At 73.2% G+C, this 20,815-nt stretch carries 18 protein-coding genes and 1 pseudogene; 5 read left to right on the top strand and 14 right to left on the bottom strand.

The window, feature by feature from the left end; genetic code table 11:
- The first annotated feature begins 4 nt into the window (after positions 1-4).
- On the top strand, positions 5-1,012 hold the full coding sequence (locus ACIBR0_RS21760; RefSeq protein ID WP_396718377.1) for a DUF559 domain-containing protein: 1,008 nt from the start codon (positions 5-7) through the stop codon (positions 1,010-1,012).
- 74 nt (positions 1,013-1,086) lie between these two features.
- On the opposite strand, the gene topA is transcribed toward ACIBR0_RS21760, so the two are convergent.
- From topA to ACIBR0_RS21730, 6 genes are all read right to left on the bottom strand, one after another.
- Complete coding sequence (gene topA, locus ACIBR0_RS21755) at positions 1,087-3,915, bottom strand: type I DNA topoisomerase (RefSeq protein WP_396718374.1); 2,829 nt, start codon at positions 3,913-3,915, stop codon at positions 1,087-1,089.
- A gap of 367 nt (positions 3,916-4,282) precedes the next feature.
- Positions 4,283-5,083, bottom strand: coding sequence for a hypothetical protein (locus ACIBR0_RS21750; protein WP_396718372.1), 801 nt, complete (start codon positions 5,081-5,083; stop codon positions 4,283-4,285).
- Positions 5,074-5,616, bottom strand: coding sequence for a hypothetical protein (locus ACIBR0_RS21745; RefSeq protein ID WP_357033609.1), 543 nt, complete (start codon positions 5,614-5,616; stop codon positions 5,074-5,076). Before ACIBR0_RS21745 ends, ACIBR0_RS21750 begins: the two co-directional genes overlap by 10 nt.
- A gap of 112 nt (positions 5,617-5,728) precedes the next feature.
- Entirely contained in the window at positions 5,729-8,083 is a 2,355-nt protein-coding gene (locus ACIBR0_RS21740; protein WP_396718369.1) for a sodium-translocating pyrophosphatase, read from the bottom strand.
- A 318-nt stretch (positions 8,084-8,401) separates the two neighbouring features.
- Positions 8,402-8,836, bottom strand: a complete 435-nt coding sequence (locus ACIBR0_RS21735) for an ATP-binding protein (RefSeq protein WP_396718366.1) — start codon at positions 8,834-8,836, stop codon at positions 8,402-8,404.
- Complete coding sequence (locus ACIBR0_RS21730) at positions 8,836-9,192, bottom strand: STAS domain-containing protein (protein WP_357033616.1); 357 nt, start codon at positions 9,190-9,192, stop codon at positions 8,836-8,838. The genes ACIBR0_RS21735 and ACIBR0_RS21730 overlap by 1 nt, the downstream gene beginning before the upstream one ends.
- A gap of 142 nt (positions 9,193-9,334) precedes the next feature.
- Here ACIBR0_RS21730 and ACIBR0_RS21725 point away from each other — a divergent pair, with 142 nt between their 5' ends.
- From ACIBR0_RS21725 to ACIBR0_RS21715, 3 genes are all read left to right on the top strand, one after another.
- Entirely contained in the window at positions 9,335-11,707 is a 2,373-nt protein-coding gene (locus ACIBR0_RS21725; RefSeq protein WP_396718363.1) for a DEAD/DEAH box helicase, read from the top strand.
- An 82-nt stretch (positions 11,708-11,789) separates the two neighbouring features.
- Entirely contained in the window at positions 11,790-11,996 is a 207-nt protein-coding gene (locus ACIBR0_RS21720) for a hypothetical protein (RefSeq protein ID WP_396718361.1), read from the top strand.
- Positions 11,997-12,075: 79 nt separating this feature from the next.
- Positions 12,076-12,654, top strand: coding sequence for a hypothetical protein (locus ACIBR0_RS21715; protein ID WP_357033622.1), 579 nt, complete (start codon positions 12,076-12,078; stop codon positions 12,652-12,654).
- Between the two features lie 200 nt (positions 12,655-12,854).
- On the opposite strand, the gene ACIBR0_RS21710 is transcribed toward ACIBR0_RS21715, so the two are convergent.
- The 7 genes from ACIBR0_RS21710 to ssd all read right to left on the bottom strand — a co-directional run bounded on the left by ACIBR0_RS21710 (position 12,855) and on the right by ssd (position 18,403).
- Positions 12,855-13,205, bottom strand: a complete 351-nt coding sequence (locus ACIBR0_RS21710; protein ID WP_396718358.1) for an Rv3654c family TadE-like protein — start codon at positions 13,203-13,205, stop codon at positions 12,855-12,857.
- 134 nt (positions 13,206-13,339) lie between these two features.
- The gene (locus ACIBR0_RS21705) at positions 13,340-13,702 is read right to left on the bottom strand and encodes a TadE family type IV pilus minor pilin (protein ID WP_396718355.1); all 363 of its coding nucleotides are present in this window, start codon (positions 13,700-13,702) and stop codon (positions 13,340-13,342) included.
- The gene (locus tag ACIBR0_RS21700; protein WP_208418639.1) at positions 13,699-13,827 is read right to left on the bottom strand and encodes a DUF4244 domain-containing protein; all 129 of its coding nucleotides are present in this window, start codon (positions 13,825-13,827) and stop codon (positions 13,699-13,701) included. Before ACIBR0_RS21700 ends, ACIBR0_RS21705 begins: the two co-directional genes overlap by 4 nt.
- Positions 13,828-13,888: 61 nt before the next feature.
- A complete protein-coding gene (locus ACIBR0_RS21695; RefSeq protein WP_396718352.1) occupies positions 13,889-14,701 on the bottom strand; it encodes a type II secretion system F family protein in 813 nt (270 codons plus the stop codon).
- The gene (locus ACIBR0_RS21690) at positions 14,701-15,279 is read right to left on the bottom strand and encodes a type II secretion system F family protein (RefSeq protein ID WP_396718350.1); all 579 of its coding nucleotides are present in this window, start codon (positions 15,277-15,279) and stop codon (positions 14,701-14,703) included. The genes ACIBR0_RS21695 and ACIBR0_RS21690 overlap by 1 nt, the downstream gene beginning before the upstream one ends.
- A gap of 815 nt (positions 15,280-16,094) precedes the next feature.
- A complete protein-coding gene (locus tag ACIBR0_RS21685; protein WP_396718347.1) occupies positions 16,095-17,306 on the bottom strand; it encodes a TadA family conjugal transfer-associated ATPase in 1,212 nt (403 codons plus the stop codon).
- Positions 17,303-18,403 (bottom strand): septum site-determining protein Ssd, encoded by a 1,101-nt coding sequence (ssd, locus tag ACIBR0_RS21680; protein ID WP_396718345.1) that lies wholly within the window; start codon positions 18,401-18,403, stop codon positions 17,303-17,305. Before ssd ends, ACIBR0_RS21685 begins: the two co-directional genes overlap by 4 nt.
- 374 nt (positions 18,404-18,777) lie before the next feature.
- On the opposite strand from ssd, the gene ACIBR0_RS21675 reads away from it, so the two are divergent.
- The gene (locus ACIBR0_RS21675) at positions 18,778-19,563 is read left to right on the top strand and encodes a hypothetical protein (protein WP_396718342.1); all 786 of its coding nucleotides are present in this window, start codon (positions 18,778-18,780) and stop codon (positions 19,561-19,563) included.
- A gap of 1,051 nt (positions 19,564-20,614) precedes the next feature.
- On the opposite strand, the pseudogene ACIBR0_RS21670 reads toward ACIBR0_RS21675, so the two are convergent.
- Positions 20,615-20,815 (bottom strand): annotated as a pseudogene (locus ACIBR0_RS21670) (IS5/IS1182 family transposase); the annotation flags it as partial.

Below are 20,815 nucleotides of genomic sequence, written 5' to 3'. Positions count from 1 at the left end.
TCTTATGGGCGAGCTGGCGGAGCGGGGTCGGAGGACGGGGGCCGGTGACCGGCACCGGGGCGGGCGGTCGTGGGCGGAGTGGCGGAAGGCACTGCCGGGAGACGACGCAGACGGACTCACCTGGTTGCTGTTCCACCAGGAGGACGTGATCAGCCTTGAGCAGGCCCGAGGGCACCTCTCACCGAAGGCCATCCGGCACCGCGTCGACACGGGGCGCTGGCGCCAGGTCCACCGGGCCGTCTTCGTCACGCACAACGGCCCGGTCGGTGCCGAACAGCTTCGCTGGATCGCGGTCCTCGCTGCCGGACCCGCGGCGGTGCTGGGCGGACTGACCGCCGCCGAGGCGTGGGGACTACGCCGGTACGGAAGCCGACTGGTCCACCTCCTGATACCCGCCGCCCACCAGAGCCGCTCGGTTCCGTCCGGTGTGGTCGTGCACCGGACGACCACACTTCCCGAGGAAGATGTCCTCCCGGTCGGGCAGCCCCGCCGGACCATGCCGGCAAGGTCCCTGGTCGACGCCGCCCAGTGGGCCGTCACGGACGAGGAAGCACGCGCGGTCATCGCCGCAGGCTTCCAACAGCGCCTGATCGGCGGCGACGATGTGGACCGCGTGCTCGAACGGCTTCCCCGGGCACGGCGGCGCAGGCTCATCGCCCAGACGGCGGCCGATGCGGCGGGCGGTGCCCACTCACTCGCCGAACTCGACTTCCTGGGCCTCGTACGGCGTGCCGGCCTGCCCGAGCCCTCGCGGCAGGTGGTGCGGCGGGACGCCGCCGGTCGACGCCGGTATGTGGATGTGTTGTTCGAGGAGTGGCACGTCCATGTGGAGATCGACGGTGGGCACCACATGGACCCGGCCGCCGCCTGGGCCGACATGGGGCGTCAGAACGACCTGTGGATCGAGGGCGACCGCGTTCTCCGCTTCCCGGCCTGGGCAGTCCGCAACCAGCCCGAGAAGGTCATCTGCCAACTCCGCGCAGCCCTCCGCGCCGCCAACTGGCCCGGCTGAGCCCGCACTCGCCGAGATCTTGGTACGGAAGCGCCCCTGGAGGGGCACCTTCGTACCAAGATCTCAGACGTCGGTCATTCCGGCGACGTGGTTGCCTTGCGGGGGGCGGCCTTTTTTGCCGGGGCCTTCTTGGCGGTGGTCTTGGCCGTCGTGGTCTTCTTGGCAGCCGTGGACTTCGCCGCCGCCGTCTTCTTCGCGGCCGTCGCCTTCTTGGCCGGCGCGGCCTTCTTCGCCGCCGCCTTCTTCTTCGGCGCCGGACCCTTCGCCCGCTTCTCGGCGAGCATCTCCGAGGCCTCCTCCAGGGTCAGCGCCTCCGGAGTCTGGCCGCGCCGTAGCGAGGCGTTGAACTCGCCGTCGGTGACGTACGGGCCGAACCGGCCGTCCTTGATCACCAGCGGCTTCTCGGTGAGCGGGTCGGCCCCCATCTCCCGCAGCGGCGGCGCGGCGGCGCGACGCTGGCGGGCCTTCGGGGCGGCGAGCAGGGCCAGCGCCTCGTCGAGGGTGACGGTGAACATCTTGTCCTCGGAGTCCAGCGACCGGAACTCCTCGCCTCGCTTGACGTACGGGCCGTAGCGGCCGTTGTTGGCGAACACCTCGACACCGTCGGGCGCGACACCGATCAGCCGGGGCAGGCTGAGCAGCTTCAACGCCTCGTCGAAGGTGAGCGAGTCCGGCGACTGCGACCGCAGCAGCGAGGACTTGCGCTCGCCGCTGGACACGTACGGGCCGAAGCGGCCGGACTTGAGCACGATCGGCTCCCCGGTCGCCGGGTCGTCACCGAGCTTGCGCTCGCCGCCGCCGCCGAGGTACAGCTCGTGCACCTTCTCCGGCGTCAGCTCGTCGGGCGCGAGCCCTTCGGGGATGGGTGCCCGGTCGCCCTGACCGCCGCCCTCCTCACCCTCGGCCGGGGGTGCGGCCGGCGCGCCGTCGGGCAGCTCACGCTGGAGGTACGGCCCGTAGCGGCCGACCCGGACGACGACCTCTCGACCCTCGTCGTCGGTGAAGAGCGGGATCGAGTTCACGCTGCGGGCGTCGATCTCGCTGAGGTTCTCCGTCACCAGCTTCTTGAGCCCGCCGGCGTGGGCGATCGCCTGGTCGCCGGTGCCGTTGGTGCTGCCGAAGTAGAACGCGGTGAGGAAGTCGACGGCGGCGTGGTCACCGCCGGCGATCTCGTCCAGCTCGTTCTCCATGCTGGCGGTGAAGTCGTAGTCGATGAGGCGCGGGTAGTGCCGCTCCATCAGCCCGATCACCGCGAACGCCAGGAACGTGGGGATCATCGCCTGGCCGCGCTTGGTGACGTACCCGCGGTCCTGGATCGTCTGCATGATCGACGCGTACGTCGAGGGCCGGCCGATGCCCAGCTCCTCCAGGGCCTTGACCAGCGACGCCTCCGTGTAGCGCGACGGCGGCTGGGTGTGGTGGCCCTGGGCCGCGAGTTCGTCGGCGGTGAGCGGCTGGTCCTTGACCAGGTTCGGCAGCCGGCGCTCGGCGTCCTCGGCCTCGGCGTTCTCGTCGTCGCTGGACTCGACGTACGCCCGCAGGAAGCCGGGGTCGGTGATCGTCTTACCGGTGGCGCCGAAGTCGGCCTCCTCCTGCGCGGCGGAGACCGCGCGGATGCGCACCGAGACGCTGGAGCCGACGGCGTCGGTCATCTGCGAGGCGATGGTGCGCCGCCAGATCAGCTCGTAGAGCTTGAACTCCTCGGCGGAGAGTTCCTTGGCCACCTCGCCCGGGGTGCGGAAGTTGTCCCCCGCCGGGCGGATCGCCTCGTGCGCCTCCTGGGCGTTCTTCACCTTGCCGGTGTAGCGGCGCGGCTCCGGCGGCACGCTGCGCTCGCCGTACAGCTCGACGATCTGCCGGCGGGCCGCCGCGATGGCGGTCTCCGACAGGTTCACCGAGTCGGTACGCATGTAGGTGATGTAGCCGTTCTCGTACAGCCGCTGGGCGGTACGCATCGTCTGCTGCGACGACAGGCGCAGCTTGCGGGCCGCCTCCTGCTGGAGCGTGGACGTGATGAACGGCGCGTACGGGCGGCGGCGGTAGGGCTTCTCCTCGACCCGGGTGACGGTGAACGGCCGTCCCTCAAGCCGGGCGGCGAGCCCTCGGGCGCCACTGGAGTCGAGGTGGACGACCCCGGCGCCGGGCTTCACGCGACCCGTGGTCGGCTCGAAGTCCTTGCCGGTGGCGATCCGGTCGCCGTTCAACGCGACCAGGGTGGCGTTGAAGGTGCGCGGGCCCTCGCCCGCGTTCGCCACCGCGAGGGTGGCGAGGATGTCCCAGTACTCGGCGGTGCGGAAGGCCATCCGCTGCCGCTCCCGCTCGACCACGATCCGGGTCGCCACGGACTGCACGCGGCCCGCCGACAGCTTCGGCATGACCTTCTTCCACAGCACCGGGGAGACCTCGTAGCCGTAGAGGCGGTCGAGGATGCGGCGGGCCTCCTGGGCGTCGACCAGATCGCGGTCGATCTCGCGCGGGTTGGCCACCGCCGCCTGGATCGCCGGCTTGGTGATCTCGTGGAAGACCATCCGCTTGACCGGCACCTTGGGCTTGAGGGTCTCCACCAGGTGCCAGGCGATGGCCTCGCCCTCGCGGTCCTCGTCCGTCGCCAGGAAGATCTCGTCGACCTCCTTGGCCAGCTTCATCAGCTTGCTGATCTGCTGTTTGCGGTCGGCGGAGACCACGTAGAGGGCGTGGAAGCCGTTGTCGACGTCCACCCCGAGGCGGGCCCAGGACTCGCCCTTGTACTTGGCCGGTACGTCGGCGGCGTTGCGCGGGAGGTCCCGGACGTGGCCGAAGCTGGCCTCCACGACGTACCCCGGGCCGAGGTAGCCCGAGATCGTCTTGGCCTTCGCCGGTGACTCGACGATGACCAGACGGGTGGTTCCAGCGTTGCTCGGCACGTCTCTCTCCGACCTCACTCCTGCTCGTGGCCTTCCAGGGTCCGGCTGGTGGCCGCTGTCGCGCGGTGGCCCGATTGCGCACCGGCGGTCCGGACGTCCAACGTAACGCGCCGTCCACGTTTCCGGTTTCGCGGGCGACAAACCGCCCCGGCGGGACGATTGTCCGTCCCCTCCGACCGCACGGCGGACCGGACCGGCCGGACGGCGCCACCGTACACCGCAGCTGTGGCCGGACGCGGAACACTGTGACGATGGCGGGCCCCTCGGCCGAGGCGTATCCACCCGTTCGCCACCCTCACTGTCCTCTACCGGACAGCCGGACCCGCCCATCGATCATGGCATCGTCGTCGTCGCGGGGGAGGCGGGGTCAGGAGCGGGTGGGCCAGGCGAGGGCGGGGGCGGCCCTCGGGCGGTCGCCCACGAGTTCGGCGAGCCGGGCGAGCTGACGGCGCCCGCTGACCCGGTAGGCCGGGCCACCCGGGCCGTGCTCGAAGGTGGCGCCGGGCAGGCCGACGGCGGCGAGGGCCGCGCCGACCGGACCCCAGCACTGCTCGCCGGTGGGGCCGAGGCGGAGCAGGACGTCCGGCGGCTCGGACGTGCCGGCCGCCGCCAGCCAGAGGCGCAGTCGCCGGCCGTTGAGGTGGAAACCGGCGGGGGGCCGCAACGCCGGGCCGTGCAGCCACGCCGCCGCGAGCGGTTTCAACAGCCGGGTGTACGACGTGCGCACCGTGTGCCGCGCGTCGCCGGTCGCCTCCCAGCTCGCCGGGAGGCCCCGTTGCGCCAGCTCGGCGACGATCACGTGCACCCGCCACGCGGCGTCCAGCAGGACCGACAGCCGGGCCGTGCCGCCCATGACCGACACCTCGGCGGGCCCGGCGAGCAGGCCGGCGAGGTCGGCGAGGGAGGGGTCCGCGGCTTCCGCGCCGAAGAAGGCGAGCTGCCGGGCGGCGTCGTCGTCTGCCGGGCGGTCCGGCCCGTCCCGGTGCCCACCGGCTCCGGCGGGCGGGTCGACGACGGGCCCGTCGGGCGGGCGGTCGTCGCCGGCGGGCGGACGGGACCGGCGCTTCCGGCCGGCGGTACGGGCTGACGGAACCGCCTCCTCGGGTGCGGGGAACAGCGCCGGGAGCGCGTCGGCGTCCGGCTGCCCACCCGGACCGCTCAGCGACACTCGGGCACCTCGGCGAAGGCCCGCTTCAGCTCCTCGGAGTTCAGCCGGGTGGTGTCCAGCGCGCTGGCGTCGTACTCCTTGTTGAGGGTCTCCACCGCGGCCCGCACACCGTCGTAGAAGGCGGTGGGCTGGCCGGTGCCGAGGTCGTCGATGGTGTCCCGGGCCCGGCCGTACGCGTCGCGCATCTTCGCCAGCGACGTGCGGAAGCCCTCGGACACCTCCGCGCCGTGCTCGGCCTCGGGAACGCCGGCCTGCTCGACCTTGCGCCGCGCGGTCTCACTGGCCTGCTCCGCGCCGTCGAAGAGCCGCACCAGGTTCTCCTTCGCCTGCGCGGGGGTGGTCCGTGCCGTCATCTGCTGGTCGGTGCTGCTGGTCAGCCGGCTGATCTCGGCACGCCAGGGGGTGAGCGCCGAGCAGACCGACGCCGCCCACGCCCGGGGGCTCGGGCCCCCGCCGCAGCCGGCGAGGACCACGACGACCGTGGCGAGGACCACCGTGAGCTTTCCGGCGGCTGACGCCCGGCACGTACGCATGCGTTGCAGCGTACGGCGTGCGGACGACGGCGGCACCGCTCAGGTTTGCCACGTTGTACGCACCGGTCCCCGGCCGGCGGAGGGCCGACCGGGGACCGGGAAACGTACCGGGTCAGACGTTGACCGCCTCCGGCCGCTGGTCCGGGCTGCCCGCCCCGGTGCCGGCGTCGGAGTCGGACATCGCCACGCCCTTGCGCTTGCTGAACACCACGGCCGCGACGATGATCAGCGTCGCCACCAGGGCGACCGTGATCCGCAGGCCGGTGTTCCGGTCGTCGCCCACGCTCCAGGCCACCACGGCCGGCGCGATCAGCAGCGAGACCAGGTTCATCACCTTGAGCAGCGGGTTGATCGCCGGCCCGGCGGTGTCCTTGAACGGGTCGCCGACGGTGTCGCCGATGACGGTGGCGGCGTGCGACTCGGAGCCCTTGCCGCCGTACGCGCCGTCCTCGACGAGCTTCTTGGCGTTGTCCCAGGCACCACCGGAGTTGGCCAGGAAGACCGCCATCAGCGTGCCGGCCCCGATGGCACCGGCCAGGTACGACGCCAGGGCGCCGGGCCCGAGGCCGAAGCCGACGGCGATCGGCGCGAGGATGGCCAGCAGACCGGGGGTGATCAGCTCGCGCTGCGCGTCCCGGGTGCAGATGTCGACGACCTTGCCGTACTCGGGGCGCTGGGTGCGGTCCATGATGCCGGGCAGCTCGCGGAACTGCCGGCGGACCTCCATGACGACCGCGCCGGCCGAGCGGGACACCGCGTTGATGGCCAGCCCGGAGAAGAGGAAGACCACCGCCGCGCCGATGATGAGGCCGACCAGGTTGCGCGGGTTGGCCACGTTCAGCGAGTTGAGGATCTCCCCGCCGACGTCGCCCACCCCGGCGTCCGCGTACGCGGTGCGCAGCGTGTCGGTGTACGAGCCGAACAGGGCGGTCGCGGCGAGGACGGCGGTGGCGATCGCGATGCCCTTGGTGATCGCCTTGGTGGTGTTGCCGACCGCGTCCAGTTCGGTCAGCGTCCGGGCGCCGTGCTCGTCGATGTCGCCGGACATCTCGGCGATGCCCTGGGCGTTGTCCGAGATCGGGCCGAAGGTGTCCATGGCGACGATCACGCCGACGGTGGTGAGCAGGCCGATGCCGGCCAGCGCCACCGCGAACAGGGACAGGGTGATGGAGCTGCCGCCGAGCAGGAACGCGCCGAACACGCCGGCGCCGATGAGCAGTGCCGAGTAGACCGCCGACTCCAGACCGACGCTGATGCCGGCCAGGATGACGGTGGCCGCGCCGGTCTGCGAGCTCTTGCCGATGTCCTGCACCGGACGCCGGTTGGTCTCGGTGAAGTACCCGGTCAGCGCCATGATCGCGGCGGCCAGCACGATGCCGATGACGACCGCGCCGATGGCGACCACCCGCGGGTTCTCGCCGACGTCGGTGAGACCGCCCTCCAGTTCGGCGAAACTGGCCGGCAGGTAGGCGAACGCGGCGATGGCCACCAGCACCGCGGACAGCACCGCGGAGAGGTAGAAGGCCCGGTTGATGGCGGTCAGGGCGTTGCGGTCGGACGCGCGCAGCCGGGTGATGAAGACGCCGACGATCGCGATGAGCACGCCGATGGTGGAGACGATCAGCGGGAAGACCAGGCCTTCCTCGCCGAACGCGGCGCGGCCCAGGATCAGGGCGGCGACCAGGGTCACGGCGTACGACTCGAAGAGGTCGGCGGCCATGCCGGCGCAGTCACCGACGTTGTCGCCCACGTTGTCCGCGATGGTGGCGGCGTTGCGCGGGTCGTCCTCCGGGATGCCCTGCTCGACCTTGCCGACGAGGTCGGCGCCGACGTCGGCGGCCTTGGTGAAGATGCCGCCGCCGACCCGCATGAACATGGCGAGCAGCGCGGCACCGAAGCCGAAGCCCTCCAGCACGGTCGGCGCGTCGCCCCGGAAGAGGATGACGACCAGCGCGGCGCCGAAGAGGCCGAGCCCGACGGTGAGGAAGCCGACTACGCCACCGGTGCGGAAGGCGATCTTCATGGCCGCCTCCCGGCCGCCCTGGCGCTCCCGGGCGGCGGCGGCCACCCGCAGGTTGGCGCGGGTGGCGAGCCACATGCCGGCGCCGCCGATGAACGCGCTGAACAGCGCGCCGACCACGAAGAAGGCGGAGCGGCCGATCTTCACGGCGATCTCGCTGCCGTCGGTGTCGTGCACCGGCAGCAGGAAGAGCAGGACCACGGCGACGAGAACGAAGATCGCCAGGGTCCGGAACTGCCGGATCAGATAGGCCGAGGCGCCCTCCTGGACCGCCCCGGAAATCTCCTGCATGTTGGCGGTGCCCTTGTCGGCCGCCAGCACCGTCCTCGTCAGTGCGGCGGCGAAGGCGAGCGCCACCAGCGCGATCACCGCGGCGATGACGACGTACGTGACATTGTTCCCGGTGAGGGAGATCCCGCCGCTCTCGGCGGCCAAGGTGTCGGACATCTGTGTCCTCCTGTACCGAACCTCGCGCAGGCCGATGGAGACGCACCGGCCGGCGCCTGGATGCGGAGTCGCAAGTACGCACCGACCCGACCCGGCGATCCAGCGACGAACACCCATTCCCGCTGGCCGCAGGGCGGATCACTTGCTGACAACCCGGGTACTGTAGCCCTCCACAGTGTTGGAGGTCACACCGAGGGGGCACCGTGTCCGGATGATCTTCGTCGCTGTGTTATGAGGAAAAATCTGATATAGGAGGGCGTCCATGACGACGAGGCCGCACCCCGTTCGGGGGTACGGCCTGGAGTGCGGAAGATCAGATCAGCGGCCGACCGGCCACACCATGCGGACCTCGGTACCGACGCCTTCTTCCACCGGGCGCACCTGGAGGTCCTCCACGAAACCGGCGAGCAGCGCGAAGCCCACACCGGTGGTCAGCGCGTCCTCGCTGAGCGACTCCTTGGCCAAGTCGTCCGGCCCGAGCGCGGCCAGGCCGATACCCGCCTCGATCGGCGCCCGGTCGACGACCCGCACCGCGTACGCCCCCGAGTCGGACATCTCCACCAGCACCGGATCGGGCACTCCGTACTGCCGGTGCAGGGCGACCGCGCGTGTGCACGCCTCACCGATCGCCAGCCGCACCTCGTCGAGCAGGTCCTCGCGGACCCCGGCCCGCCGGGCGACCGCCACACCGACCAGGCGGGCGGTGCGCACGTGCACCGGAGCCGGCGAGAAGGACAGGCGGACCGTGGCCATCACGCGTCGGCGCCGGCCGGACCGGCGCCGACCGCCGCGTCGACCGTCGGGTGCAGCGGGAAGACCTGGTCGAGCGCGGTGATCCGGAAGATCTTGAGCAGCGGCTCCTTGTCGCAGACCAGCGCGAACGACCCACCGGCGGTACGCAGCCGCTTGAGCGCGCCGACCAGCACGCCGAGACCGGTGGAGTCCAGGAAGTCCACCCGACCCAGGTCCACCACGACGTGACGGGCACCACCGTCGATCAGTTCGAGGAGCCGTTCCCGCAGGCGAGGGGCCGTGTACACGTCCACCTCACCGCCGACCTCGAGCACCGTGTGCTCACCCACGGTGCGGGTCGCCAGCGACAGCTCCATCGATCCTCCTTCGCGAGAGCCGTAAACTCTCCTGGGCATCTAACCACTACCGCCGGAACGACCTGCCGGGTCACCGGACGAGGCTCCCCTTACCCAGACCCCCGGCTTTTCATTTCCGAACACCAGTGCGAGAGTGCAGGACGTGTCGTCTCCAGCCACCGTATCCGCAGGTCCTGGCTCCGGGCGCACCCCGGCGGATCTGCTGTGGCGGCTGCGCGCCCGCGGCGAGGCCGACCCGGTCACCCACGTCGAGCGCGTGCCCGCCCGCGCGGGGACGACGGCTCCCTGGCCGGAGTGGGCCCCCGAGGAGCTGCGCGCGGCCTTCGCCGGCCGCGGGGTGGTCGCGCCGTGGCGGCACCAGGCCGAGGCGGCGAACCTGGCGTACGACGGCCGGCACGTCGTGGTGGCCACCGGCACCGCCTCCGGCAAGTCCCTGGCCTACCAACTGCCCGCGCTTTCCACCCTGCTCGCCGACCCCCGCGCCACCGTGCTGTACCTGGCGCCGACCAAGGCGCTCGCCGCCGACCAGTTGCGCGCCGTCGCCGCGCTGGACCTGGAGGGCGTACGCCCCGCCTGCTACGACGGGGACACCCCGCGCGCCGAACGGGAGTGGATCCGCCGGCACGCACGCTTCGTGCTGACGAACCCCGACATGCTGCACCACGGCATCCTGCCCGGGCACGCCCAGTGGTCCGGGTTCCTGCGGCGCCTCGCGTACGTGGTGATCGACGAGTGCCACACCTACCGGGGCGTGTTCGGCTCGCACGTCGCGCACGTCCTGCGCCGCCTGCGTAGATTGAGCGGACACTCGGGCCGGCCCTCCTTCCCCGCGCTCGCGGGCTCGCGCAACACACCCGTGTTCGTGCTGGCCTCAGCGACGTCGGGCGACCCGGCCGCGGCGGCCGGGCGGCTCACCGGCCTGCCCGTCGCCGCCGTCACCGAGGACACCTCGCCGCGCGGCGGGGTGACCTTCGCCCTGTGGGAGCCTCCGCTGCTGCCCCACTCCTCCTCGGCGGCCGAGGCGGCGGACCTCGTCCAGGTCCGCAGGTCGGCGCTGCGGGAGACCGCCGACCTGCTCGCCGACACGGTCGCCGAGGGGGTACGCACGCTCGCCTTCGTCCGCTCCCGGCGCGGCGCCGAGGTGGTGGCCTCGAACGCGCGGCGGGCCCTCGACGAGGCGGTGCCCGGGCTCGGTGCCCGGGTCGCCGCCTACCGGGCCGGCTACCTGCGCGAGGAGCGGCGCGAACTGGAACGCGCGCTGCTGCACGGCGACCTGCTCGGGCTGGCCTCGACCAACGCCCTGGAGCTGGGCGTCGACCTGATCGGCCTGGACGCGGTGCTGATCTGCGGGTACCCGGGCACCCGGGCGTCGCTGTGGCAGCAGGCCGGACGGGCCGGGCGCTCCGGGCAGGAGGCCCTCGCGGTGCTGGTGGCCCGCGACGACCCGCTCGACACCTACCTGGTGCACCACCCGGAGGCCGTGTTCGGGCGACCGGTCGAGGCGACCGTCCTCGACCCGGCCAACCCGTACGTGCTCGGGCCGCAGCTCGCCTGCGCCGCCGCCGAGGCCCCGCTCACACCGGCCGACCTGACCCTGTTCGGCGACGGCGCGAAGGAGGCGGTGGACGCGCTGGTGGAGGCGGGAGCGCTGCGGCAGCGCCCGACCGGCTGGTACTGGCGGCACCGGGAACGCCCCGAGGTGGACCTGCGCGGCTCCGACGGCGCGCCGGTCTGCGTGGTCGAGACGGCGACCGGCCGGCTGCTCGGCACCGTCGACGGCGGCTCGTCACACTTCCTGCTCCACACCGGCGCGGTCTACCTGCACCAGGGCGTGTCGTACGTGGTCGACTCGCTCGACCTGGCCGACGGGTGCGCGCTGGTGCACCCCGAGGAGCCGGACTGGTCCACCCACGCCCGGGACGTCACCTCGCTGTCGGTGGTGTCGGTGCGCTCGTACGTCGACGCGGGGCCGGTCGGGCTCTTCCTCGGGGAGGTGGACGTGACCAGCCAGGTGGTGTCGTACCAGCGGCGGCGGATCGCCTCCGGCGAGGTGCTCGACACACGCCCGCTGGACCTGCCCGCCCGGGAACTGCGCACCGTGGCGGTCTGGTTCACCCTGTCGTCCGAGTCGCTCACGGCGGCCGGCGTGGACCCGTCCGACGTGCCGGGGGCGCTGCACGCCGCGGAGCACGCCGCGATCGGGCTGCTGCCGCTGATGGCCACCTGCGACCGGTGGGACATCGGCGGACTCTCCACCGCCGTGCACCCCGACACGGAGGCGCCGACGGTGTTCGTCTACGACGGGCACCCGGGTGGGGCGGGTTTCGCCGAGCGGGCGTACGGGACGGCGGCGGCGTGGCTGCGCGCCACCCGGGACGCGATAGTCGAGTGCGGGTGCGAGTCCGGCTGCCCGTCGTGCGTGCAGTCCCCCAAGTGCGGCAACGGCAACAACCCGCTGTCCAAGGCGGACGCGGTCCGCGTCCTCGACGTGGTCCTGGCGAACCTGCCCGGCTGAAGTTTCCTGGCATGGAACTCCCCCTCCCGGGGCATTATGGGAGCGCTTCCATAGACAGACTTCTGCCTGCCGAGGAGGAGTGGTGACCGACACCATCGCCGAGACCGTCGATCTGCTCTACACGATCGACCAGGACAACCTCACGCCCGACCAGCAGATCGCCCTCGGCGCCGCGCTGGCGGCGCTCGCCCAGGCGGAACGGCTGGAACAGATCAACGAACGGCTTCGCAGCATCCACCAGGTGCTGAACGCGTGGTCCCTGCGGGCGACCGTCGACGGCGGCCGATGAGCGGTCGCCGTCGTGTGCACGGCGGTGCGGGGTGGGACGGGCTGTGCGAGACTCCGCCCCACCCTCAGAAGGAGATTTCATGCAGCTCGAACAATTGCAGGCCCAGCAGCAGTTCCACATCCGCCAGCGGCTGCGGCTGATGGTCAACCAGTACCAGGTCCACGCCGTCGCGCCGGACGGATCCGAGGGCGAGATGCTGGCCTTCGCCCAGCAGAAGCGCCTCGCCTTCAAGGAGCAGGTGACGATCTACACCGACGAGTCGAAGCAGCAGCCCCTGCTCGGCTTCAAGGCGCGCCAGCGTCTCGACATCGGTGCCACGTACGACGTCACCGACCACGCCGGCAACCCGATCGGCCTGTTCCGCAAGGACTTCGCACAGTCCCTGCTCCGCTCGACGTGGCACGTGGAGCAGGCCGGTCTGCCGCAGGTCACCGGCCAGGAGCGGAGCATGCCGGTGGCGCTGCTGCGCCGGTTCGTGGATTCGCTGTCCTGGCTGCCGTACCACTTCGATTTCACCGCCGGCGGCCAGCCCGTCTTCTCCGTCATCAAGCAGTGGGGCCTGCGCGACCGGTACGTCGTCCAGATCCACAACCCGCAGGTCGACCGCCGGCTGGTCATCGCGATGGCCGTCGCCCTGGACGCGCTCCAGGGCCGCTGAGCCCTCCGCTCGTCCCCTGCCGGTGGTGCGCCGTCCAGTTCCGGTGGCGCCTCGCCGGCTCTGGCACCGGTTGCGGTGCCGTTGCTGGGTCCGGTGGCGCGCCGCCGGCTCTCGTGGCGCGCCGCAGCTCTGGTGGCGCGCCGCAGCTCTGGTGGCGCGCCGCAGCTCTGGTGGCGCGCCGCGCCGCCGGCGTGGGCTGGTCAGGCGCGGATCGGGCCGGCACGGGCGCTGGCTTCCGCTGCCCGGCTCAGCCCGGGCAGCGGGGCCACCGTCACGTCGACGGTCAGCACCAGGTCCAGGCCGTCGAGTCGACACGAGACGAGTCGCGCACCGTTGGCCGAGACCACTTCACCTGCCGTACCGCAGGCCACCGCCGGGCCCTCGAGCGCTCGACCGGCACCGGCCAACGCCCCGAGATCGGCCGCCACCGCCGCCTGCTGCCGGGCGAGCCGGGCGGCGGCCACGGCCCCGCCGAACCCGCCGAACAGGACCAGCACCAGTCCGAATGCGAGCACGAGGACGGTCGCCCCACCCCGGTCGGCCGGCGGCATCCCGACTCTCTTCTTGATCGTCTGCGCTTTTCCGGTCCGCACGGCGGCGTGTCGGACTGCTGCGGTGCAGACGATCAAGGGCGCTACGGCGCCGGGCGGTTCGGTTGTCGGGTGGGGGTTGGGGTGGGGGGTGGTCATGGGACCGTGGACCCGGGTTCGAGGGCTGCCACCGCCGTCGCCGTGACGGTCATCCGAGGCAGGCGGGTCCCGAGCGCACTGACCGGCGCCCGGACCGTCGCGTGGACGAGCCCCCCGTCGGTGCGGACCGACACCTCGGCCCCGGACGGGGAGGAGTGGCCGGCAGCGGTCGCTCCGTCCTCGCCCCGTGCGGCGGCCAGCGCCGCCTCCCGGGCCGCATGCAGGCAGCTTCCCTTCGTACCGACCGCGTTGACGGCGGTCAGGCCGACGAACAGGAGCAGGAGCAGCGCCGGCAGGCCGGCCGCCAACTCGGCGCTGAAGGATCCCCGGTCCCGGCCGGCCCACCGGCGCCCGGTCACTTCAGTGCCCGGTCGATGACGGCGGTCAACGCGGACTGGACGTTGCCGGAGGTCAGCACCTTGAGCAGGATGCCGGCGAAGGCGACGGCGGCGAGGGTGCCGACGGCGTACTCGGCCGTGTTCATCCCGGCGTCCCCGCGCAGGCGGGCGATGAGTCTGCGCACGTACGTGTCCTTTCTCGATCGGTCAGAGCACGTCGCCGAGGACGGCGACGATCACCGGCACCAGGCCGGCGAGAATGAAGGCCGGCAGGAAGCAGAGCCCCAGCGGCAGCACGATGAGCACACCCGCGCGGCGGGCCGCCGCCTCGGCGGCGGTCGACCGGTCGGCACGCAGGTCGTCGGCAACCCGCACCAGCGCACCGGCGAGTGCCGCCCCGCTGTTCGCGGATCGTCGGACGGCCGCGGTGAGCCGCTCCGCGCCGGGTACGGGGTCGAGCGCGGCCCATGCCTCCTCCGGGCCCGCCCCGAGCAGCAGCAGGCGGCCGACCCGGCCCAGCCGCTCGGCGAGCGGCCCGTCGAGGGCCCCGGCGACCGCCTGCACGGAACGGTCGACGGGCGCACCCGCCCGGAGCGCAGCGGCGAGCAGGTCGGCGGCGAGGGGCAGGTCTCCGGCCTCGCGCAGCCGTCGGGTGCGGGCTGCCGGTGACTCGATCCTCCGCAGGGCCCGGTCGAGCATGATCGCCGTCGGGAGCGCGGCAACCGGCCCGGACCAGCCCCCACCGAGCACGGCGACGGCCAGGCCACCGAGCAGTGCGGCGAGCCGGACGGCGTCGAGACGGCGGGCGGACGTGGTACCGGCCGGCGCGTCGGTGGCGGAACCGAACTCCTCCGACGGCCCGCTGGATGAGGGACGGGCGCCGGCCGGGAGCCGTCCCGGGCCCCCCGGGGCGGCGGTGAGTCGGCGCAGTCGTCTGACCGGGCGTCGACGCAGACCGGTGACCGCCGCCACCAGACCCGCCCCGACCAGGCCGAGGGACACGACCACCGTCCCGGACATCAGCGATCACCCCGCCCCGCACCGGTCAGCCGCTCGGTCCAGAACAGCCCGGCGGTCTGGAGGACGACCGCGACGATCGCCGACGCCCCGCCGAGCGGGGTGTGCAGGAGGACCGCCACGGGGTCCACCCCGATCCCGTACCCCAGGCCCACGCCACCGAGGGGCAGGGCAGCGAGCAGCCACGCGGTGGCCCGCGCACCGGCCGCCTGGGCCGCCGCCGCTTCCAACCCCCGGTCCGTCGACCGCGCGTCGGCCTCTATCCGTTCCACCAGCTCCGCCAGCGGCGCGCCCGTACGGTCGGCGAGCTGGACGGCGGCCCGCGTCAGCCTCGCGATCCGGTCGGCTTCCGCGAAGGCTGGTGGCGTGCTTGTCGCCGGCACCGGCAGGCCGGCCCGCAGGTCGGCGGCCACACCACAGAGCCGGTCGAGTTGCTGTCGCCGAAGGCGGCCGGCCTGCTGACCGGCCCGGCTGCGGAGAACCGCCCGAACACCCAGCACGGCGTACGTGGCCACCGCCACCGCCGCCACCGGACCACCCAGGACCGCCCCGCCGGACAGTCCGCCCAGCGCGACGAGCAACAGGGTCCGCCGGGGCGACTCCGTGAGCCATGTGCTTCCGAACCGCAGTCGGGACCGACGGCCGGATGCGACTGCGGGCGCTTCCCGAACCGGGGTGGGCCGCGTCGGATCACCCGACGCGGACGCCTGCGGCGCGTGTCCCGCCCGGTCATGACGTCGTTCGGGCGGACGGGCCGGACCGGCGGGAGCCGACGGGCCGGGCGGTCGCTGGCCGTCATGCCGGCGTGGCGGGCCGGTCGGGCCGGGAGGCCGGCAGGGGCCGGGGCGGCCGGCCGGCCAGGGCCAGCGCACTCCGGTGTCGAGGTCGCGCCCGGGACGGTGGCTCCGACCCGCGACGGTGGCAGCGACTGGACCGGCGACGGAATCGCACCGCGCGTCGGAGCCGGGCGGGCCATCCGCAGGGGGAGTCGGCGCCAGGGACGACACCGGGTCGCCGGCGCCGGCAGTACGGCGCCCGTCCACCGGCCCGGACGGCGAGATTGCGGCGTCCGGGGATGGCGCCTCGCCGGCCCCACCCGACGACGGGGCCGGAGCGGTCCCAGCGGCCGGGGTCCGACGCGGCTCGGCGGGCGGGGTGCGGCGCAGCTCGGCGGCCGGGTCCCCACGCAGCTCGGCAGCCGGGGTGCGGCGCAGCTCGGCGATCCACTGGACGAGCGGGTCATCGGAGGTCTGGACGCCTCCCAACGGCAGGGAGGCACTGCGGAGCCGGAGCCGGAGCCGGAGCCGGAGCCGGAGCAGGAGCAGGAGCAGGAGCAGGAGCGGCCAGAAGACCAGGGCAGTCACGGCCACCAGCAGCAGAAGAGCGGCCGAGCCCATCACGCGGGACCCGCCGATCCGGGCCACGGTGTGCACAGGATCGGGGGTGCCGGTACGTCCCTCTCCCGCAGCAGGGCCCCGAGCGCGCGGGCGGCGAGGCTGGGGCCCGTGCCGCGTACCCAGGCGGGAACGACGGTGACCAGGCGGTCCGGGCCCTCCGGGAGGAGCAGGCAGACCGACTCCAGCACCCGGCCTCGGGGACCACGCCGGACCTGGAGCACCACCTGGAGCGCCGCGGCCACCTGCGCGTGCAACGCCGCGCGGGGCAACCCGCCGAGGAGCCCGAGCGCCTCCAGCCGGGCCGGTACGTCCGACGGCGTGTTGGCGTGCAATGTCCCCGCACCGCCGTCGTGGCCGGTGTTCAGGGCGGCGAGGAGGTCGACCACCTCCCCGCCCCGGCACTCCCCGACCACGAGCCGGTCGGGCCGCATCCGCAGCGCCTGCCGGACCAGGTCGGTCAGACCGACCGCGCCGGAACCCTCCACGTTGGCCGTGCGCGCCTGGAGGCCCACCACGTGCGGGTGCTGCGGCTGCAGTTCGGCGGCGTCCTCGACGAGCACGATCCGTTCCGTCGACGGCACGAGGCCCAGCAGCGTGTTGAGCAGGGTCGTCTTGCCCGAGCCGGTGCCGCCGACCACCAGGTACGCGAGCCGGGCGGCGACCACGGCGCTCAGCACCGGCGCCACGGGCCGGGGCACGGTGCCCTGCTGCACCAGCTCCTCGAGGGTGTACGGCCGCTGCCGGAACGTCCGCAGGGACAGGTACGGCCCATCGGTCGCCACCGGGGGCAGCACGGCGTGCAGCCGGGTGCCGTCGGCGAGCCGGGCGTCGGCGTACGGGGAGCCGTCGTCGAGCCGACGGCCGGCGGCGCCGGCGAGACGTTGCGCGAGCCGGCGTACGTCTTCGGCAGAGCCGACCGGCACCGCGACCTGGTGCAGGCCCTGCCCCCGGTCGACCCAGACGCGGACCCCGTTGACCAGCACGTCGGTCACCTCCGGGTCGGCCAGCAGAGGTGCGAGCGGGCCCGCGCCGACGAGCTCGTCGTGCACCTCGTCGGCCATCCGGAGGACGGTGGTGTCGCCGAGGACGGCGGCGGTCGGCTCGGCGCGTACGGCGGAGACGATCGCGGCCGGCGTGACCGGCCCGGGAGCGGCGGCGATCCGCTGGCGGACCCGCGCGGCCAGGGAGTCGCCGCCGGTCGGGCCGGTCACGCAGCACCCGCCGCGGTGGCCCCGCCCAGTTCCGCGACGATCCGCTGGCAGAGCGCGGCCAGCGGCCCTCGCCCGTCGGCGGCCGGCGCCTCGCCGCGTTCCAGTCCCCGACAGAGCGCGGGTTCGGGTCGCAGTGTCCCGGCGAGCGGCAGGCCCAGCGCCCGGGCCACCTCGGCGGCCTTGAGTCGACCCGGAGCCGGCCCGCGGACGACCACCGACAGGTCCGCGCAGTGCGGGGCGGCGGCGGCCACCACCCGCGCAGCCGCGGCGGTCGCCCGCAGCTCGGCCGGTACGACCACGAGCGCCCGGTCCACGGTCTGCAGCGCGGTCACCGCCGCGTCGTCGAGCCGACGGGGAAGGTCGACGACCACGAAGTCACGCCCCCGCCGGGCCGCGTCGAGGGTGGCCGCCATCGCCTCGGCGGGCAGTGGCAGCGGATCGCCCCGGTCCCAGGAGAGCATCACGAGATCACCGCGTCGGGGCAGCGCGCGGACCAGGGCCGGCGCGTCGACGCGTCCCTCGGCGTCGGTCAGCGCGGGCCAGCGCAGCCCGTCCAGTTGCTCCCAGCCGAGCACCAGGTCAAGGCCACCACCGAGCGGGTCGGCGTCGACGAGGAGCGTCCGCAGCCGCGCCCGGGCGGCCGTGACGGCGAGGCCACCCGCGAGAACGCTCGCGCCCGCTCCACCTCGCCCGCCGAGGACGGCGACGAGCCGGGCACCGGCACCCGGGGCGTCCGCCCCGCACTCCGCGAACCGGTCGACGAGCCACGGTTCGGCAGCGGGCAGCACGGCGACGTGCTCGGCGCCGACCAGCTCGGCAATCTCCCAGCCCGGGTCCAGGTCCCCGGAGCGACCGACCAGCACCAGCCGGTGCCGGTGCGGCAGCCGGGCGCGTAGGCAGGATCGGGCCTGGTCGCTGCCGACCAGGACCAGCGGTGCCGACTGCCAGCGGGACCGAGCGGCGGCCGGGTCGGTGGCGACCTCGGCCGTGACGCCGCCAGCAGCGGCGAGCCGCAGCAGGTCGTCGAGGAGGTCACCGTCCGAGGTGACGATCAGCGGCAGGCGGCGGGGCGGCGGAACGGAGGTACGGGGTGGCATCGCGGCCTCCAGCGGTCGACTCGGGTTGCTGAGACGCAACACTTCTCGCCGTCGGTGCCGCTCGCCGCCCAGGCGGAGCCGCCTGTGGACAACGGAGCCCTCTGTGGACAACGGCCGAAAAGGACGATGATCTGCTATGGCCGGCTGCCCGCGTACCCGTCGGTAGCGACGGCGGCGCCTTCGTCGTTACGCCGACTCGCGGCGCGGATCCGATCCCTGACCGGACGGCCCCCGCGGCCAGACGGGCCGGTCCGAACAACCCGCGTGGAGAATGGTTCGACGAGCGCAACCATTGACCGGCGGCACCATTCCGCGCAGATAATCAGGGCCCCGTGCCGTCGTTCGAGCGGCACCGCCTGTGTCGGATCGGGGCCATGACCGACTCACCGGACTTCGACGACAGCCAGGCCGACACTCCGGGCCTGCGCGTCGGCGGTTGGGTGCCGCAGCCGCGCGACATCCACCCGCCACGACCGGAGCCGTCCGCATCGGAGGCTAGGCACCGCGTGAACGACGCCGCCGCGACAGCCCCGCCGCGGCGGCCGGGTCCGTCGACCGTCGGGCGCCGGCCGGCGTACGCGATGGGGCTTGCCGCCGTCGCCATCATCGCGCTCGCCGTCCTCGTCCTGGCGCTGCCCTTCTTGCAGTCGTCCGCACCGGTGGCCGCGCCCTCGGCGGACACCGCCGCACCGGTCGCCGAGGAAATCGCTCCCGAGCTGACGCCCGAACCGATCCGGTCCTTCTCACCGGCCCCCGTCTCGCTGTCCACCCGAGCGTCGAAGAAGCCCGCGGCACCTACGCGGACGGCCACCCCCACCGGGCGCACGACGAGCACGCCGTCCGCGCCCTCCGCGTCACCGAAGCCGCCCCCGCCCCCCGGCGAGCTGGCGCCCCTGCCCGCTTCGCGGGAGCCCGCGCTGCGGTCCACCGGCGGCGGACCGGAGACGTTCATCGACTTCGTCAACGCCCGGTCCGCTCCGGTGACCGTGTACTGGTTGAACTACGACGGCCAGCGCCAGCGGTACGCGGTACTGCAACCCGGACACGGGTACCGGCAGCACACGTACGTCGGGCATCCGTGGGTGGTGACCGAGGCCGACGGGCGGGCGCTGGTCTGCTTCCAGCCGACGACCACCGTGGCGAAGGCCGTGGTGCGGTAGCCACCACGGGTTGCTCTGACGCGAGGAGCCGGCCGACCTTGATGACCACGAATACCGTGTGCGGGTGATCGCGTGCCTGCCAGCAGTCATCTGCTGCTGACCGCACCCTGAACGGCCGTCGAGTCCGCCCGACTGCCAGCTCAGGCGTCGTGGAGCGGCGTCCCACTCAAGGAAGTGGTCGAGCGAGGGAGACGTCGGCACGTCGACGTCGAAAAGGCCGAACCAAACCGTCAGGTCAGGAAGTACGAAACCGCTGCGGCAGCCGTCCGGCAAGGTATCCATGATGGCGTACTCGAACACAACTTGCGCCGTGTCGGGGTCTGCTTCAAGTACGGGCTCGAAGAGGATCTCGCCACCTCGAAACGGGCTGGAGTACGTGAGCCCGGAGTAGCGGCGTTGGAGCCGTCGCACGGTGGACAGAGCGGATTCGTCGATGTGCCCGAGAGCTACGAGCATCGCGGCCAAGGCGCATACAACGGCGGTCGCACTTTCGCCGCCAGGTCTGGGTACCCTCGCCGGTCCGGGCCGGATCACTCGGCCAGGTGCTCAACGCCGGGACCGCATCGCTACCGTGCCGTCTGGCCTGACCCGTACGGCGTCGAGTGGACGGCGGAGTTCACCACGAACGGCAGATGGTCGCCTGCGTGGTCGCCAAGGCTGTCGGCGGGATTCGGTTTCACGATCTCCGGCACGCCTACCCACCTCGCTGGCCACCGACGGCGTGCCGGTCAACCTCGTGCAGCGGGCGAGGGGCCAGGGGCAGGCGCCAACGACGCTGAACCGTATACGCACACCCCGCCGATCATGCCGCCCGGAAAGCGGATGAGGCGAGGCTGTGACCTGCGACGCAGCAAAGGTCCGGGAAAGGGACGACCCCCGTCGGGGGGAGCCGGACACAGGCTGCCGACCGGTGAGGTCGGGTGCCAAGCAAGGCTGAATCTCGCCGGGTACCAGCGGTTCGATGACGGGGCTTCACGGCCATGGCCGTAGCGTTCGCTGCCTCCTTGCTGCCTTGACCACGACCCGGGCATCGTCACCCCCGACGCCCTTGCTAGCCCGTGTTTCGTAAGGCCCAGAGGTACTGGTTGATGGCGGCGATGGTGAGGGTGGCTTCGTAGCGCACGGCGAGTTTGTCGTAGCGGGTGGCCATGGCGCGCTGTTGCTTGAGTTGGTTGATGCCGCACTCCACGGCGTGGCGCTGGCGGTAGGTGTCAGGACTGAAAGCGGGTGGTCGGCCGCCGCGGGAGCCTTT

Source organism: Micromonospora sp. NPDC049497, from assembly GCF_044465805.1.
Taxonomy (GTDB): domain Bacteria; phylum Actinomycetota; class Actinomycetes; order Mycobacteriales; family Micromonosporaceae; genus Micromonospora.
Note: the sequence above shows the minus strand (reverse complement) of the source record. Positions and strands in the feature narration are given on the sequence as shown.